Here is a 16,174-nt window from a genome sequence, read left to right on the forward strand (position 1 = left end):
AGTGCGCCTGACATGGCGGCCGGAGGGCCGGTAACGAAGAGGTGGGCCGTCAGGGTCCGCCGCGGTCGCGAGGAGTGCGGTTCATGAGTGTTGACGGCAGCGCCGGTCCCGAGAACGTCACCGACCCCCGTGGGGCAGACCTGACCGGCAAGGTCGCCGTGGTGACCGGCGCCGGCGCGGGACTGGGTCGTGCCGAGGCGGTGGCACTGGCGCAGGCCGGTGCGACGGTGATCGTCAACGACCTCGCGGAGACCGACGAGGTCCAGGACACGCTCGAGCAGATCCGCGCGATCGGCGGCGACGTCGCGTTCGTGCCGGGCAGCGTCGCCGAACGCGCCACCGCCGATGCACTCGTCTCCACCGCGCAGGACCGGTTCGGCAGCCTCGACATCGTCGTCAACAACGCGGGCATCGTGCGGGACCGCATGCTGCCCAACATGTCCGACGAGGAATGGGACGCCGTGATCGCGGTGCATCTGCGCGGACACTTCCTGCTGTGCCGGAACGCGGCCGCCTACTGGCGTGCCAAGTCGAAGGAAGCCGGCGCGCCCGTCTACGCCCGCATCGTCAACACCGCATCCGAGGCGGGCCTGCTCGGTCCCGAGGGGCAGGCCAACTACGGTGCCGCCAAGGCCGGCATCATCTCGCTCACCCTGTCCGCGGCCCGGGGGCTGTCCCGGTACGGCGTGCGTGCCAACGCGATCTGCCCGCGCGGCCGGACCGCCATGACCGAGTCGGTCTTCGGCGCGGCGCCGAACGCCGAGATCGATCCGTTGTCGCCCGAGCACGTCGGAACGCTCGTGTCGTACCTGGCCTCGCCGGCCGCGGACCGGGTCAACGGCCAGGTCTTCGTCGTCTACGGGCCGATGGTCGCATTGATGGCGGCCCCCGTCGTGGAGCAGCGTTTCGACGCCGACGTCCGATGGACCCCGGAAGCGCTCGCCCAGGAACTCGGGAGCTACTTCGAGGACCGCGACCCGGCCCGCATGTTCTCGGCTGCCGAACTTCTGAAGCTGTGAGGCTGGTGTGCCTTTTCGGCGCCTGGGGGCGCCGGAAAGGCACACCGGCCCGTTGCTGCTACTCCAGGTGACAGGCACCGTCGTTCTCGGTTAATATTCCGCAGTCCGCCGTCGGCCGGGATAGGGTCGAGGTTCGACGATTTCCGTGCCGAGAACTCGGCTCCAGCACATCGGTTTCTCTTTGAAACTTGTTCCAGTTTCGGATCCTCCACCGCGGGCGTCCCGGAGTGTGATCGCATCGGTTCCCGGTTCCGCGCCGCTGCCGACCGGAGTTGCGAAGCTCCACGTAAAGCCACTTATCCGACCGGGGTTCCACTCCCGGCTTCCCGAGATTCAGCAACGGTGTACGGCGTCCTCCGGGTCTCCGGTGCGCACCTTTGACAGTGTGAACACGTTCTAGTTAGTATGACGCGGGTCACAGTGCGGCCCGCGTCGGTCCGTGGCCGATCCAACCAACGAACGGAGGGGAGACGTTGGTAGACCTCCTCGAGGTCCCGTTGCGCGCCGTCGGCGGTCTCTTCGCCATGACCGGGGAAACCGCCCGCGCTGCATTCTCCCGGCCGTTCCAACGGCGCGAATTCATCGACCAGGCATGGTTCGTCGCACGGGTGTCGCTTCTGCCGACCGTCCTTGTGGCAGTGCCGTTCACGGTCCTGGTCAGCTTCACCCTCAACATCCTGCTGCGGGAGATCGGTGCCGCCGACCTCAGCGGTGCGGGTGCCGCGCTCGGTGCCGTCACCCAGGTCGGGCCGATGGTCACCGTCCTCATCGTCGCCGGCGCCGGCGCGACCGCGATCTGCGCGGACCTCGCCGCCCGGACGATCCGCGAGGAGATCGACGCGATGCGGGTGCTCGGCATCAACCCGATCCATCGCCTCGTCGTGCCGCGCGTGCTCGCCTCCACGGTGGTCGCGTTGCTGCTCAACGGCCTCGTGTGCTCGATCGGCATCCTCGGCGGTTTCGCGTTCTCGGTGTTCCTGCAGGACGTGAACCCCGGAGCCTTCGTCAACGGCATCACGCTGCTCACCGGCTTCGGCGAGCTGATGATCTCCCAGGTCAAGGCGGGTCTGTTCGGCATGATCGCCGGACTCGTCGCGTCCTATCTCGGACTCAACGTCAAGGGCGGTGCCAAGAGCGTCGGCGACGCCGTCAACCAGACGGTCGTGTTCGCCTTCATGGCACTGTTCGTCGTCAATCTCCTCGTCACGGCCGTCGGCATCAAGCTGACGGCCGGATGAGCGGCTCGGTGGTGGTGTAGATGGCAGTGATTACCGGGCGCTTCCCCCGCGTGCGCCGACGTGTCCGCGCCGCGTCGAACTCGATCGACGGCATCGGCGAACAGGCACTGTTCTTCGGCCGCGCACTCGGCTCCGCGCCGCGCGCGCTGATGCACTATCCGAAGGAGACGGTCCGGCTCGTCGCCGAGATCAGCATGGGCACCGGCGCGCTCGCCGTCATCGGCGGCACGGTCGTGATCGTCGGCTTCCTGACCCTGTTCACCGGCGGCATCATCGCCGTGCAGGGCTTCAGCTCCCTCGGCAACATCGGTGTCGAGGCGCTCACCGGCTTCTTCGCGGCGTTCATCAACGTGCGCATCGCCGCCCCGACCATCGCGGGCATCGGCCTCGCCGCGACCATCGGGGCCGGGTCCACCGCCCAGCTCGGCGCGATGCGGGTTTCCGAGGAGATCGACGCGCTCGAGGTGATGGCGATCCCGTCCGTCCCGTACCTGGTGAGCACGCGGGTGATGGCCGGGATGATCGCGATCGTCCCGCTGTACTCGCTCGCGGTGATCGCCTCGTTCATCGCCAGTCGTTTCGCGACGGTCGTGCTCTACGGCCAGTCCGCCGGCGTGTACGACCACTACTTCCAGACCTTCCTCATCCCCACCGACATCCTGTGGTCGTTCGTGCAAGCCATCGTCATGGCCATCGCGGTGATGCTCATCCACACCTACTACGGCTTCAACGCAAGCGGCGGGCCGGTCGGGGTCGGTGTCGCCGTCGGCAACGCCGTGCGCGCGTCCCTCATCGCCGTCGTCACCGTCACCCTCCTCATCTCGCTCGCGGTCTACGGGATGTCCGGCAACTTCAACCTGTCGGGATAGGCGGCATTCATGGACAGCCCATCGTGGAAGAAGAAACTCGCCGCCCTGGGGATGGTCGGCGGGCTCGCCGTGCTCGTCGTCGCGGCGCTGACGCAGTTCGTCGGCGGCTTCACCGCCACCGTCCCGGTGACCGTGACCTCCGCCCGTTCCGGCCTGGTGATGGAACCCGACGCCAAGGTCAAGTTGCGCGGCGTCGAGGTCGGCCGGGTCTCGTCGATCGAGCACACCCCGGACGGTGCCGTGCTGCAGCTGGCGATGGATCCCGGGCAGCTGCACCTGATCCCGTCGAACGCCCAGGTGACCATCGAGTCGACCACCGTGTTCGGTGCGAAGTTCGTCAACCTCGTCGTCCCGGACGATCCGTCACCGGTGCCGCTGCAGGAAGGCGCGGTCATCGCCGCCGAGAACGTCACCGTCGAGTTCAACACCGTCTTCGAGCACCTCAACGACGTGCTCGCGCAGGTGCAGCCGGAGAAGCTCAACGCCACGCTCGGTGCGATCTCGGAAGGCCTGCGCGGTCGCGGTGACGATCTCGGTGCCGCGCTCGCGGAGGTCGACGACTACCTCGTGACGATGAATCCGTCTCTGCCGCAACTGCAGTACGATCTCCAGGCCGCCGCGGACGTGACCGGTGTCTACGCCGACACCGCGCCGGACCTGATGGCCACCGTCGGCAACGCCACCGACGTCGGCAACACCGTCGTCGACGAACAGTCCAACCTCGACCTGTTGCTGATGAACGTCATCGGTCTCGCGACCACCGGCCGGGATGTCCTCGGCGAGAACGAGGCCCAGCTGACCACGTCGCTGGACCTGCTGACCCACACGACCACCCTCCTCGGGGAGTACTCGCCCGAGCTGACGTGCTTCATCGTCGGACTCAACGACGCGCGGATCGCGTTCGAGCCGATGGCCGGCACCGGCAAGTACGCGTCGCTGATGCTGAGCACCAGCTTCATGGGCGGCGCCACCATCTACAACCAGGAACAGGACCTCCCCGTCGTCGGGGCGAGCGGTGGCCCCAACTGCTACGGCCTGCCGAACTTCGACCCCGTTCGCGACGGACATGCACAGTTCGCGGTCGCGAACACCGGTGAAGTGCCCTACAAGCCCTCCACCGAGGCGTGGGTCCGAACCCCGACGATCTTCCGGTACCTGTACGGCGACGACCTTGCGGCAGGGCAGTGACCATGAGACCGACCACCATCAAGTTCACGGCCTTCGCCGTCGCGATGATCCTGATCTTCGCGGGCCTCGCCGTGGTGTTCAGCCAGGCCCGGTTCTCCGGCAGCGAGGGATACCGCGCGACGTTCACCGACGTGTCCGGGCTGAAGCCCGGCGACAAGGTGCGCATCGCGGGTGTTCCCGTGGGGTCGGTCGGCAGGGTCGACATCGGTGACGGCAACATCGCCGAGGTCGACTTCGACGTCGACTCGAAATACACGCTGCTGCAGAGCACCCGCGCGACCGTCCGCTACGAGAACCTCGTCGGCGACCGCTACCTCGAGTTGCTGGAAGGTGCCGGCAGCAGCGGCGAGAAGCTGCAGCCGGGTGAGACCATCCCGCTCGACCGGACCGCGCCGGCGCTCGATCTGGATCTGCTGCTCGGCGGATTCAAGCCGTTGCTGAAGGGGCTGGATCCGCAGCAGGTCAACGACCTGTCCGGCGCGTTGCTGCAGATCTTCCAGGGACAGGGCGGCACGCTGGTGTCGCTGCTCGGCAACACCAACTCGTTCACCAACTCGCTCGCCGACCGGGACCAGCTCATCGGCGACGTCATCGACAACCTCAACACCGTGCTGGGCACGATCGACGAACGCGACGAGCAGTTCGGCGACACCATCGACCGGCTGCACACTCTCGTCGACGGCCTCGCCGAGGACCGCGACCCCATCGGGGCCGCGCTCCCGCAGTTGTCCGCGGGCACCGCGGATCTCGCGTCGCTGCTGCAGGAAACGCGGCCCGACCTGCAGTCGGTGATCGCCGAGACCAACCGCACGATGACGCAGCTCGAGCTCGGTGAGGACGACATCAATCGCACCCTCGAACGGTTGCCGACGGACTACAAGAAGCTCATCCGTGTCGGTGTGTACGGAAACTTCTTCCAGTTCTTCCTGTGCGCCAACACGTTCAAGTTCTCCGGACCGGACGGGACGACGATCCGTTACACGTCGGCGGAGCAGACGACCGGAAGGTGTGCAAAGGTCGAATGAGCCCTACTCGTGAACGCAATCCAGTCCAGGTCGGTGTCATCGGCCTCGGTGTGTGTGCCGCGATCGTGCTCGCGGGCCTGCAGTACGACCAGCTCCCGTTCATCTCGGGAGGCCTGAACTACTCGGCGCACTTCACCGACGCGGGTGGGCTCGTGCCGGGCGACGACGTCAGCCTCGCCGGTGTCGACGTCGGCACCGTCACCGGCGTCGAACTCGACGGACAGCAGGTTCTCGTGACCTTCACGGTCCGCGACGGCATCGCCCTCGGCGAGGCCACCGGTGCCGACATCAAGACCAACACCGTGCTCGGCCGCAAGTCCCTGGCGGTGCGGCCGGCCGGCGACGGCGTCCTGCGGCCCGGCACGACGATCCCCGTCGAGCGCACCAACGCGCCGTACTCGCTGCCCGATGCGCTCGGGGACCTCACCACGAGCGTGTCCGAACTCGACACCGAGGGCATCAACGAATCGCTCGACGCCCTGTCGACTGCACTGCAGGACACCCCGCCCGAGATCAGCGGAGCTCTCGAGGGCATGCGGCGGCTCTCCGAATCCATCAACGCGCGCGACGAATCGCTGCAGGAACTTCTCGGCCGCGCCGAGAACGTCACCGGCATCCTCGCCGAACGCAGCGACCGCATCAACGAACTGATCCTCGACGCCAACGATCTGTTCGGTGAACTGAGCCTGCGCCGCGACGCCATCACCGAACTCATCGCGAACGTCTCGGCGGTGTCGCGGCAGCTGACCGGTCTCGTGCAGGACAACCAGGCACAGATGGCGCCGACCCTCGAGACGCTGAACGCGGTCACCGCGAATCTGCAGGCGAACAAGGACAACATCGCCGAAGCACTCGACGGACTCGGCCCCTACATCAGTTCCCTCGGCGAATCCGTCGCCAGCGGACCGTTCTTCAACGCGTACGTCTCGAACATCCTGCCCGCACCGTGGTGGAAGGCGGTCGTCGACGGGTTCGTCGCGCCCGAACTCCTGCAGGAGGACCTGGAGGACGTGATTCCGGACAACCCGCCGTCGATCAAGAAGGATGGCGAATGAGCGACACGACCATCGACAACCGGAAGAAGCCGGGCCGGCCGAAGTGGCTGCTGCCCGCGGTCGCCGCCGCGGTCGCCGCGGCCCTGATCGCCGGCGTCGCCGCGCTCGTGCTGCCGGGCTGGGGCAAGCGCACGATCCACGCCGAATTCGTGTCCACCACAGGACTGTACGAAGGCGACGACGTGCGGGTCCTCGGCGTGCCGGTCGGGCGCATCACCTCCATCGAACCGGGCGCCGACATGTCCCGCGTCACGATGCAGGTCGACGACTCGGTCGACGTCCCCGCCGACGCCCAGGCCGTGATCATCGCGCAGAGCCTCGTCTCGGCACGGTTCATTCAGCTCACCCCCGTGTACTCCGGTGGGGAGACGATCGCCGACGACGCCACGATTCCGTTGTCGCGCACGGCCTCTCCCGTCGAGTGGGACGAGATCAAGACCGAACTCATGCGGTTGACCGAGGCCCTCGGACCGGAGGATCTCGACCCGCAGGGATCGCTCGGCCGGTTCATCGACACCGCCGCCGAGAACCTCGAGGGCAACGGCGCCACCGTGCGCGAGGCGCTGCGGGAACTGTCCGAGACGATGCGGACCCTCTCCGACGGCCGCACCGACCTGTTCTCCACCGTCCGCAACCTGCAGGCATTCGTCTCCGTGCTGTCGAAGAGCGACGAGCAGATCGTGCAGTTCGGTGGCCGCCTCGCGTCCGTGTCCGACGTGCTCGCCGCGAGCTCCGACCAGCTCGGAACCTCGCTCACCGACCTGAACATCGCGGTCGGCGACGTGCAGCGGTTCGTCCAGGACAACCGTGACGGACTCACCGAATCCGTCGAGCGTCTCGCCGACGCCACCGAGGTCCTCGCCCGCAAGCGGCCCGAGATCGAACGGGTCCTGCATTCCGGTCCGACGGCGCTGTCGAACTTCTACAACATCTACAAGCCGGCTCAGGGTTCGCTCACCGGTGCCCTCTCGATCAGCAACGGCCGCAACCCCATCGAATGGATGTGCGGCTCGGTGGGTGCGGCGGCCAACGCGACCTCGGATCGCAGCGAGGAACTGTGCCGGCAGCAACTCGGACCCGTGCTCGCATCGCTGTCGAGCAACTACCTGCCGTACCTGATCAACCCGATCGCCGGCGTGCAGGCGTTCCCGGACCAGCTCTACTACACCGAACCGTGGCTCGAAGAGGCCACGGCCGGACGTGGAATCGCCCCCGAGGAAGCGCCCGCACCGGGCCCGGTCGACGGGCTGCTGTCCGGACTGCCGAGCATCGAGGTGCCCGGCGACCTGGGCTCACTGCTGCAGCCGGGAGGAGGCCGATGACCACGCGCACCGGGCGGCTCACAGCCGTCACCACCTTGGCCATCGCCGCGATGACACTGTCGGCCTGCGAATGGAACGGGCTCAACTCGGTCCCGATGCCGGGCACCGCCGGGCGCGGGGACGGCGCGTACCAGGTGCAGATCGAGATGCCGAACGTCACGACGCTGTCCCAGAACTCGCCGGTGCGTGTCGACGACGTCACCGTCGGGAGCATCGCGAACATCGAGGTCGTGGACTGGCACGCGCTGGTGACGGTGGCCCTCGACGGGGACGTCGAACTGCCCGCGAACGCCACCGCCCGCATCGGGCAGACCAGCCTGCTCGGATCGCAGCACCTGGAACTGGCCGAGCCGACCGACGAACCGCCGCAGGGCCGGCTCGAGGACGGCGACGTCATCCCGCTCGAACGCGCCGGTGCCTACCCGACGACCGAGCAGACGCTGTCGTCGCTGTCGGTGGTGCTCAACGGCGGCGGGCTCGCCCAGATCAACGACATCACCACCGAACTGAACGCCGCGCTCGTCGGACGCGAGGATTCGCTGCGCGACCTGATGCCGCGGCTCGACGAACTCGTCGGCACCCTCGACCGGCAGCGCACCGACATCATCTCCGCGATGGAGGGCATGGACCGGCTGGCGTCGACGGTCAACGACCAGACCGACACCCTCGAACGCGCCCTCGACGAACTGCCCGCGGCGCTCGAGGTGCTCTCCGATCAGCGGGGCAATCTGACCGCGGCGCTGACCTCGCTCGGTGAGTTGAGTTCCGTCGCAAGCAGGCTCGTCGAGAACGCCGGTCAGGATCTGGACACGAACCTGCAGGCACTGACCCCGACCCTGCGGGCACTCGCGGATTCGGGCAACTCGCTCACCCAGGTGCTCGGTGTGCTGCTCACCTACCCGTTCCCGCAGGCCGGTATCAACAACATCATCCGAGGCGACTACGCGAACCTCGCCATGACCATCGACCTGACCCTGGATCGTCTCGACCTGAACTTCCTGACCGGAACCCCGCTCGCCGGCCGGCTCGCCGGTCCCGAAGGCATCCTGGGGCAGGACGCCGGACTTGCGGGACAGGCCACCGACCCGTTCCTGGCCCCGCTGCAGCCGCCGGCTCCGCGGACCGGGCCCGGCCCGGCGACCGTGACCGTCCCGGGGCTCGGCGAGTTCACGATCCCCGAACTGCCGCAGCTGGGGGTGCCCGCGCCATGATGCTCTCGAGGTTCGTCCGCATCCAGTTGGTGATCTTCGCGATCCTCACGGTGATCGGACTGGTCGTCATGTCGGCGCAGTACGTCCGGCTGCCGCAGCTTCTCGGGGTCGGCCGCTACACGGTCACCGCGGAGCTGCCGTCGACCGGTGGCCTGTACCGGCATTCGAACGTCACCTATCGGGGAACGAATGTCGGTGTGGTCGATACTGTTTCGCTGACACCTACCGGGGTCGAGGCCGAGATGTCGATCGACAGCGACTACAAGATTCCGGCGGACGTCGACGTCGCGGTGCGCAGCGTGTCGGCGGTCGGCGAGCAGTACATCGACCTGGTGCCGCACGAGAATGCTTCGGACGAAGCGCATCTCGCGGACGGTGACGTGATCCCCGTCGATCGGGCGACCGTGCCGCAGGAGGTCGGGGCACTGCTCGACCAGGCGGATGTGCTGCTCGCGAGCATCAGCGACACGCGCCTGCAGACCGTCGTGGACGAGGCGTTCGATGCGTTCAACGGATCCGGGCCCGATCTGCAGCGACTGATCGACTCGACCCGCCTGTTCGTGCAGGAGGCCAACGCCAACAGCGCTCCCACGAGTCAGCTGCTCGACGAGCTCGGCCCGCTGCTCGACACCCAGGTCGTCAGCAGCGACGCGATCCGTTCCTGGACACGGGACATGGTGACCTTCACCGACCGGCTCCGCGTCAGCGACCCGGATCTGCGGGCGCTGATGGACAAGGGGCCCGGCGCGGCCGCGGAAGCCGAGCAACTGCTGCAGGACCTGAAACCCACCCTGCCGCTGCTGCTCGCGAACCTCGTCAGTGTCGGTGAGGTCGGCGTCGTCTACAACGCCGGCATCGAACAGATCCTGGTGCTGTACCCGCCGATGACCACGGCACTGATCACCGCGGCCGGCAGCGGACCGGCCGAGGACGGTGCGGTCGTCGACTTCCATCTCCAGTTGCACGATCCGCCGCCGTGCCTGGCCGGTTTCCTTCCGCCGGACCAGTGGCGCAGTCCCGCCGACGAGTCCCTGATCGACTCGCCCGGTGACCTGTTCTGCAAACTGCCGCAATCGGATCCGAACACTGTGCGCGGTGCCCGCAACGTTCCCTGCATGGAGTTCCCGGGCCGTCGTGCACCGACGCCGGAAATGTGCCGGACCGGTTACCAGCCCGAGTACACCGACAACCCGTGGATCGGCCCGCCGACGCCGGTGGCATCCGCGAACGACGTCCCTCAGCCCGCGTCGTACTCCGAAGGTTCGGACGCCGCCGCGCCCGCGGGTGTGACCGCGCGCCGGATCGATCCGGCGACCGGCACGTACATTGGTCCGGACGGCACGGTCTACCGCCACACGGGCACGGGGGCAGACACGAGTTTGGAGGCGTACATGAAGGCACAGCAGGGCTGATGACGGACGAGAACACGACATCGGAGAACCCGACCTCCGGGGGCACGTCGGCGGGTCGGGCGTGGACCCGGCCCGTCTCGATCGGCGCGGCGGTCCTGATCGTCGCGCTGATCGCGGCCGGGGTCTGGCTGCTGATCGACCGGCAGTCGAGCAACGAGCGTGACGAACGACGCCAGGCGTACCTGCAGGCCGCGCGGCAGACGGTGCTGAACCTGACCACGATTCACAGCGACACTGCCGACGCCGACGTCCAGCGACTGCTCGACGGGGCCACCGGTGATTTCAAGGCCGAATTCGAAGGCCGCGAAGGCCCGTTCGTGGAGGTCGTGCAGAAGGCCGGGGTCGACACCAACGGGGAAGTGATCGAGGCGGGCATCCAGACCGAGGACGGCGCGTGCACGTCGTCGCTGGTTGCCTCGCGCATGATGGTGTCCAACGCCGGCCAGCCCGAACCCTCGCCGCGTGACTTCCGGTTGCGGGTCACGATCTGCGACGAGGGCGGACGGCTGTTGGCATCGAAGGTGGAGTTCGTACCGTGAGCGACGAGAACCGGACCGAGAAGAACGACGGCAGCGACGAGGCAGTCGTCCTCGAGAAGAGCAGGGAGACCGCCTCCGGCAGTGATACGGCGGAGGCGACCTCCGGCGGCGAGTCCGTGTCTCCCACCGGGAAGAAAGGTGTTCCGCGGGCGCTGGCCGGGGCACTCGTGGCCGTCGCGGTCGTGCTGGCCGCGGTCGTCGGCTGGCTGGCCTACGGCAAGCTCCAGGACAACGCCGCCGAGGTGGCACGCACCGACGCGGTGAAGGCCGCCGAGGAGCAGGCCGTCGCCGTGCTCGCATACAGCTACGACAAGGTCGACGAGCAGGTCGCGGCCGCCGCGGAGGGGCTGACCGGCGACTTCCGCGAGGAATACCTGAACCTGATGAACAACGTGATCGTCCCGGGCGCCAAGGAGAAGTCGATCAGCGTTCAGGCCGTCGTGCAGTCGTCGTCGATCGTCTCGGCCGAGGCCGACCACGCCGTGGCGATGTTGTTCGTCAACACGATCAGTACCAACTCGGAGTTCCCGGAGGCGGTCAGCAGCGCCAGCCGGGTCCGGGTCGAGCTGGAGAACGAGGACGGTCGCTGGCTGGTGAGCCGGCTGGGGCCGATCTGATCGAGGCGCGTGCGGCCGAACCGCCGGAGGTGGGCGGCCGGGTCACACCGGTTCGCCGGCCTCCGCGGGGGCGATCAGCGCCGGACCTGCCGCGCCGCCGTGCGCGAGCGCGTCGAGGAACGCGCGGGCCCAGCGGTCCACGTCGTGCGTGAGGACCTGCCGTCGCAGTGCCCGCATGTGCCGCCGTCCGTCCTCGCGGGACTGTGACAGCGCGGCCTCCATCTGGTCCTTCACGTTCTCCAGATCGTGCGGGTTGCACAGGAAGGCCTGACGCAATTCTGCTGCGGCACCGGTGAATTCGCTCAGAACCAGGGCGCCGCCGAGGTCGCTGCGGCAGGCCACGTACTCCTTCGCGACCAGGTTCATCCCGTCGCGCAGGGGAGTCACGAGCATCACGTCGGCGGCGACGAAGAACGCGATGAGCTCGTCGCGGGGGACCGGGCGGTGGATGTAGTGCACCACCGGCCGGCCGACCTCGGCGTACTCGCCGTTGATGCGGCTGACCATCTTCTCGATCTCGCCGCGCATGTGGATGTAGGACTCGACCCGTTCCCGGCTCGGGGTCGCGAGCTGCACCATCACCGTCTCGGACGGGTCGACGCGACCCTCGGCGATCAGTTCGTGCAGCGCGTCGAGCCGGACGTCGATGCCCTTGGTGTAGTCGAGCCGGTCGACGCCGAGCATGATGCGCTTCGGATTGCCGAGTTCCTTGCGGATCTGCTTGGCGCGGTCGCGGATCGACTTGCGGCGGGACTGTTCGTCGAGTTCACCGGACGCGATGGAGATCGGGAACGCCCCGACCCGGACGGTGCGGAACCCGACCTGGACGACACCGAGCTTCGACCGGACACCGACGTTGCCGCGGGAGGTCTGGTGCCCGGCCAGTCGCCGGGCGAGGTACAGGAAGTTCTGGGCTCCGCCGGGCAGGTGGAAGCCGATCAGATCGGCGCCGAGCAGCCCGTCGACGATCTCGGTGCGCCACGGCATCTGCATGAACAGTTCGACCGGCGGGAACGGAATGTGGAGGAAGAAGCCGATCGTCAGATCCGGGCGCAGCATCCGCAGCATCTTCGGAACGAGCTGGAGCTGGTAGTCCTGGATCCAGACGGTCGCACCCTGCGCGGCGGCCTTCGCCGCCGCTTCCGCGAACCGGCGATTGACCTCGACGTAGGCGTTCCACCATTCGCGGTGGTATTCGGGACGGACGATGACGTCGTGGTACAGCGGCCACAACGTGGCGTTCGAGAATCCCTCGTAGTAGTCGGCGATCTCCTGGGCGCTGAGGGGAACCGGGTGCATCACCAGGTCGTCGTCGACGATCGGATCCAGGTCGGCATCGGCGACACCGGCCCAGCCGACCCACGCACCGCGGTGGGTGCGCAGGATCGGCTCGAGCGCGGTGACGAGGCCGCCGGGACTGCGCTTCCATCGGGTCGTGCCGTCCGGAAGGCGTTCGAGGTCGACGGGCAGCCGGTTGGCGACCACAACGAAGTCGGATTCGGTGAGGGTCGGCGAATCGGCTGCGGGCACGGGGCGTCCTCTTCTCTGGCTGGGTGGCTGTCGGAGCGGACGGTCAGGCGGACTTGTCGGTCGGTCCGATGCCGAGCATCGACAGCAGCATGCGGCACTCGTCGGCGTCCTCGGCGTAGGCCGCGACGACGCGCTGCGCCTGGCCGGCAGTCTGTTCGGCTACGGGCTCGAGGTCTTCGTCGGCGATGTCGTTGTCGGTGGTCACGTCGGCGGCCATGGTGTTTCCTCCCGGGAGTGCTGCTCGGCTCGAGCAGGCCATTCGTAGTTCGACTCTAGGAGAACCGGACATGCCCACGCCAGCCGCGACCGCGGCACCGCGTGCCGGGCGAGGTCTGTATCGATAAGGGGGGCCGACGCCGCGCTGCCCCTCGGCTGTGCGCTCACCGCGTTCCTGCGGGGCCGTCGGATGGGCCGTGCCGCACGGTACGGTGGACGCGGCCCGTGCGCTCGTTCCGGCGAGGCCGCCACGCAGCGACGTTTTCGAGGAAGGTCTTCATGCCCATCGCGACGATCAACGGCATCCCGCTGAACTACCAGGTCAAAGGGACCGGCGACCTCGTTGTACTCATCATGGGGACGGGGAGCCCCGGCCGCGTGTGGGACCTGCATCAGGTGCCGGCGCTGGTCAAGGCGGGCTACCGCGTGGCCACGTTCGACAATCGCGGGATCGCTCCGTCGGGGGAGAGCCTCAGCGGAATGACGATCGACGATCTCGTCGCCGACACCGCGGGCCTGATCGAACTGCTCGGCGGACCCGCCTATGTCATCGGAACGTCGATGGGCGCCCGCGTCGCGCAGGAGCTCGCGCTGGCCCGGCCGGACCTGGTGCGCAAGGGGGTCTTCCTGGCCGGTCACGCTCGGATGGATCAGTTCCAGCTCACGCTGACGGAGGGGGAACGCCAGCTGTACGACAACGGCGTCGAACTGCCGCCGAAGTACCGGGCCGCGGTCACCGCGGTGATGAACCTGTCCCCGGCGTCGCTCGTGGACGCGAACGCCGCACGCGACTGGCTCGACGTGTTCGAGTTCACCGGCGGCAAGATCTCGGCGGGTGTGCGGGCGCAGCTTTCGATGGACCGCGAGTTCGATCGACGCGCCGCCTACCGTGCGATCACGGTGCCGTGCCTCGCGGTCGGATTCGCCGACGACCGGATGATTCCGGCGTACCTGTCGAAGGAGGTCGCCGACGCGATCCCGAACGCCGTCTACGAGGAGATTCCCGACGCCGGTCACTACGGGTACCTCGAGCAGCCCGAGGCAGTGAACAAGGTGGTTCTGGACTTCCTGGCCGGCTGAGGCCACACCTTCGCGACCGACGAGCGCGGTGGGATCGAACGTGATCCCGCCGCGCTCAACTTGTTTCGGGACTTTCGTGCCGGGGATCCGGCTGCAGATCGGAGGTCACCACGAGCGGGGCAACTATTGGTAGGCTCACCGAACAAAGGATAGCCTGAGCTATCTTTTTCCGAGTCGATCGAAACCGCCTGCGGCTGTGGCCCCCGAGCACGAAAGATGAGTGATGACCGATCGATACAGCGCGCCCTCCGAGGTTTCGGAGGTGCCGGACTTCCCGCCGGACAACGTCTTCGACATCGTCGGTATCGGATTCGGGCCCGCCAACCTGGCGTTGAGCATTGCGATCGAAGAGCGCAACGCCGCCGAGCCGGATTCGCCGGTCCGGGCGCGATTCTTCGAGAAGCAGCCGTCGTTCTCCTGGCACCCGGGGATGCTCCTCGAGGGCGCCACGATGCAGATCGCCTTCCCCAAGGACCTGGTCACCTTCCGGAATCCGACCAGTAGCTACAGCTTCTTCTCCTACCTCCACTCGCGCGGCCGGCTCGTCGACTTCGTCAATCACCAGACCTTCTTCCCCACCCGCCACGAGTTCCAGGACTACCTGCAGTGGGCGGCCGGACGAGTCGATGCCGACGTCCGCTACGGCACCGAGGTCACCGGCGTCGACGCCGTGCGCGACGGCACCGGCAAGGTGGAACTGTTCGCGGTCCGTACCGCCGAAGGTGAGATCGTCTACGCCCGCAACGTGGTGGTGGGCATCGGCCTGCGGGCCCGGATTCCCGAGTGGGCCAACGAATCCGCGCGCTGCTTCCACAACCACCAGTTCCTCTTCCACCTCGCCGAGATGCCGGCACCGGTGCACCAGCGGTTCGTCGTCGTCGGTGCCGGGCAGTCCGCCGCCGAGGTCGTGCAGTACCTCCACCGCAACTACCCCGACGCCGAGGTGCACAACGTCTTCAACCGCTTCGGATACAGCCCCGCCGACGACAGCCCCTACGCGAACCGCATCTTCGATCCGAGCACCGTCGACGAACTCCACAGCGCTCCCCACGAGGAACGCGCTCGCCTGCTCGAGTTGCACCGCGGCACCAACTACTCGGTCGTCGATCCCGACCTGATCGCCGAGATCTACGCGACCGAATACCGCGAGCGAGTCTCGGGCAAGCGGCGGCTGTTCATGCGCCGGGCCTCGGAGATCACCGGTGTCGAGGAGACGGCGACCGGGATCGAGGTGCAGGTGCGCAGCGGTCTCGACGGCCTGACCCACACGCTCATGTGCGACGCCGTCGTCCTCGCCACCGGATTCACCCCGGCGCCGCTGGCCCCGCTGCTCGGCGATCTCGCGCCGGCCGAGACGCCGCTGCGCGAGGTCGACCGCGACTACCGGCTGCCCACGCCCGACGACATCGACGGCGGAATCTATCTGCAGGGCGGCACCGAGAAGACCCACGGCATCACCGCGTCGCTGCTGTCGAACACGGCGATCCGGGCAGGTGAGATCCTCGGTGCAGTGCTGGAACGGCGCAGGGCGAACCTGGCAGGCGGCCATGGGGAGCTGTCGCTCCTTGGTAGGATTCCCGACCAGCACACCTACGCAACAAGTGAGGCGAGATGAGCACGAATCCATTTGATGACGAAGACGGCCGCTTTTACGTCCTCGTGAACGACGAGGAGCAGTACTCGCTGTGGCCGACCTTCGCTGAGGTCCCCCAGGGGTGGCGGGTCGTGTTCGGCGAGGAATCGCGCGCTGCATGCGTCGAGTACGTCGAGCAGAACTGGACCGACATGCGTCCGAAGAGCCTGCGCGACGCCATGGAGGCCGACGAAAAGGCTCGTCAGGCCAACTCCTGACC

16 protein-coding genes are annotated in these 16,174 nt (G+C 67.7%); 14 read left to right on the forward strand and 2 right to left on the reverse strand.

The window, feature by feature from the left end:
- The first annotated feature begins 83 nt into the window (after nt 1-83).
- From ACWDUD_RS15035 to ACWDUD_RS15085, 11 genes are all read left to right on the forward strand, one after another.
- On the forward strand, nt 84-1,019 hold the full coding sequence (locus ACWDUD_RS15035) for a 3-oxoacyl-ACP reductase (RefSeq protein WP_450109812.1): 936 nt from the start codon (nt 84-86) through the stop codon (nt 1,017-1,019).
- 473 nt (nt 1,020-1,492) lie between these two features.
- Nucleotides 1,493-2,257: an MlaE family ABC transporter permease gene (locus ACWDUD_RS15040; RefSeq protein ID WP_068155309.1), complete on the forward strand. Its 765-nt coding sequence runs from the start codon at nt 1,493-1,495 to the stop codon at nt 2,255-2,257.
- Nucleotides 2,258-2,277: 20 nt separating this feature from the next.
- Nucleotides 2,278-3,126, forward strand: coding sequence for an MlaE family ABC transporter permease (locus ACWDUD_RS15045; RefSeq protein WP_197251278.1), 849 nt, complete (start codon nt 2,278-2,280; stop codon nt 3,124-3,126).
- 9 nt (nt 3,127-3,135) lie between these two features.
- A complete protein-coding gene (locus ACWDUD_RS15050; protein ID WP_450109813.1) occupies nt 3,136-4,314 on the forward strand; it encodes an MCE family protein in 1,179 nt (392 codons plus the stop codon).
- Nucleotides 4,315-4,316: 2 nt separating this feature from the next.
- A complete protein-coding gene (locus tag ACWDUD_RS15055) occupies nt 4,317-5,339 on the forward strand; it encodes an MCE family protein (RefSeq protein ID WP_450109814.1) in 1,023 nt (340 codons plus the stop codon).
- Nucleotides 5,336-6,394 carry an MCE family protein gene (locus ACWDUD_RS15060; protein WP_450109815.1) on the forward strand — a complete coding sequence of 353 codons (1,059 nt, stop codon included), beginning with the start codon at nt 5,336-5,338 and terminating at the stop codon, nt 6,392-6,394. The genes ACWDUD_RS15055 and ACWDUD_RS15060 overlap by 4 nt, the downstream gene beginning before the upstream one ends.
- Nucleotides 6,391-7,716: an MCE family protein gene (locus tag ACWDUD_RS15065; RefSeq protein ID WP_450109816.1), complete on the forward strand. Its 1,326-nt coding sequence runs from the start codon at nt 6,391-6,393 to the stop codon at nt 7,714-7,716. Before ACWDUD_RS15060 ends, ACWDUD_RS15065 begins: the two co-directional genes overlap by 4 nt.
- Entirely contained in the window at nt 7,713-8,927 is a 1,215-nt protein-coding gene (locus ACWDUD_RS15070) for an MCE family protein (protein ID WP_450109817.1), read from the forward strand. Before ACWDUD_RS15065 ends, ACWDUD_RS15070 begins: the two co-directional genes overlap by 4 nt.
- Nucleotides 8,924-10,339 carry an MCE family protein gene (locus ACWDUD_RS15075; protein ID WP_197251283.1) on the forward strand — a complete coding sequence of 472 codons (1,416 nt, stop codon included), beginning with the start codon at nt 8,924-8,926 and terminating at the stop codon, nt 10,337-10,339. Before ACWDUD_RS15070 ends, ACWDUD_RS15075 begins: the two co-directional genes overlap by 4 nt.
- A complete protein-coding gene (locus ACWDUD_RS15080) occupies nt 10,339-10,878 on the forward strand; it encodes a hypothetical protein (RefSeq protein WP_197251284.1) in 540 nt (179 codons plus the stop codon). The genes ACWDUD_RS15075 and ACWDUD_RS15080 overlap by 1 nt, the downstream gene beginning before the upstream one ends.
- Nucleotides 10,875-11,495: a twin-arginine translocation pathway signal gene (locus ACWDUD_RS15085; protein ID WP_450109818.1), complete on the forward strand. Its 621-nt coding sequence runs from the start codon at nt 10,875-10,877 to the stop codon at nt 11,493-11,495. Before ACWDUD_RS15080 ends, ACWDUD_RS15085 begins: the two co-directional genes overlap by 4 nt.
- 42 nt (nt 11,496-11,537) lie before the next feature.
- Here ACWDUD_RS15085 and ACWDUD_RS15090 read toward each other — a convergent pair whose 3' ends face one another.
- Both ACWDUD_RS15090 and ACWDUD_RS15095 read right to left on the reverse strand, forming a co-directional pair.
- Nucleotides 11,538-13,025 carry an alpha,alpha-trehalose-phosphate synthase (UDP-forming) gene (locus ACWDUD_RS15090; RefSeq protein WP_248675272.1) on the reverse strand — a complete coding sequence of 496 codons (1,488 nt, stop codon included), beginning with the start codon at nt 13,023-13,025 and terminating at the stop codon, nt 11,538-11,540.
- Between the two features lie 43 nt (nt 13,026-13,068).
- The gene (locus ACWDUD_RS15095) at nt 13,069-13,242 is read right to left on the reverse strand and encodes a hypothetical protein (RefSeq protein WP_450109819.1); all 174 of its coding nucleotides are present in this window, start codon (nt 13,240-13,242) and stop codon (nt 13,069-13,071) included.
- A 278-nt stretch (nt 13,243-13,520) separates the two neighbouring features.
- On the opposite strand from ACWDUD_RS15095, the gene ACWDUD_RS15100 reads away from it, so the two are divergent.
- The 3 genes from ACWDUD_RS15100 to ACWDUD_RS15110 all read left to right on the forward strand — a co-directional run bounded on the left by ACWDUD_RS15100 (nt 13,521) and on the right by ACWDUD_RS15110 (nt 16,172).
- Nucleotides 13,521-14,321 carry an alpha/beta fold hydrolase gene (locus tag ACWDUD_RS15100; protein WP_450109820.1) on the forward strand — a complete coding sequence of 267 codons (801 nt, stop codon included), beginning with the start codon at nt 13,521-13,523 and terminating at the stop codon, nt 14,319-14,321.
- A 223-nt stretch (nt 14,322-14,544) separates the two neighbouring features.
- Nucleotides 14,545-15,936 (forward strand): lysine N(6)-hydroxylase/L-ornithine N(5)-oxygenase family protein, encoded by a 1,392-nt coding sequence (locus ACWDUD_RS15105; protein WP_450109821.1) that lies wholly within the window; start codon nt 14,545-14,547, stop codon nt 15,934-15,936.
- A complete protein-coding gene (locus ACWDUD_RS15110) occupies nt 15,933-16,172 on the forward strand; it encodes an MbtH family protein (protein ID WP_197251288.1) in 240 nt (79 codons plus the stop codon). Before ACWDUD_RS15105 ends, ACWDUD_RS15110 begins: the two co-directional genes overlap by 4 nt.
- Nucleotides 16,173-16,174: the final 2 nt, after the last annotated feature.

The organism is Rhodococcus sp. NPDC003382, assembly GCF_053589135.1.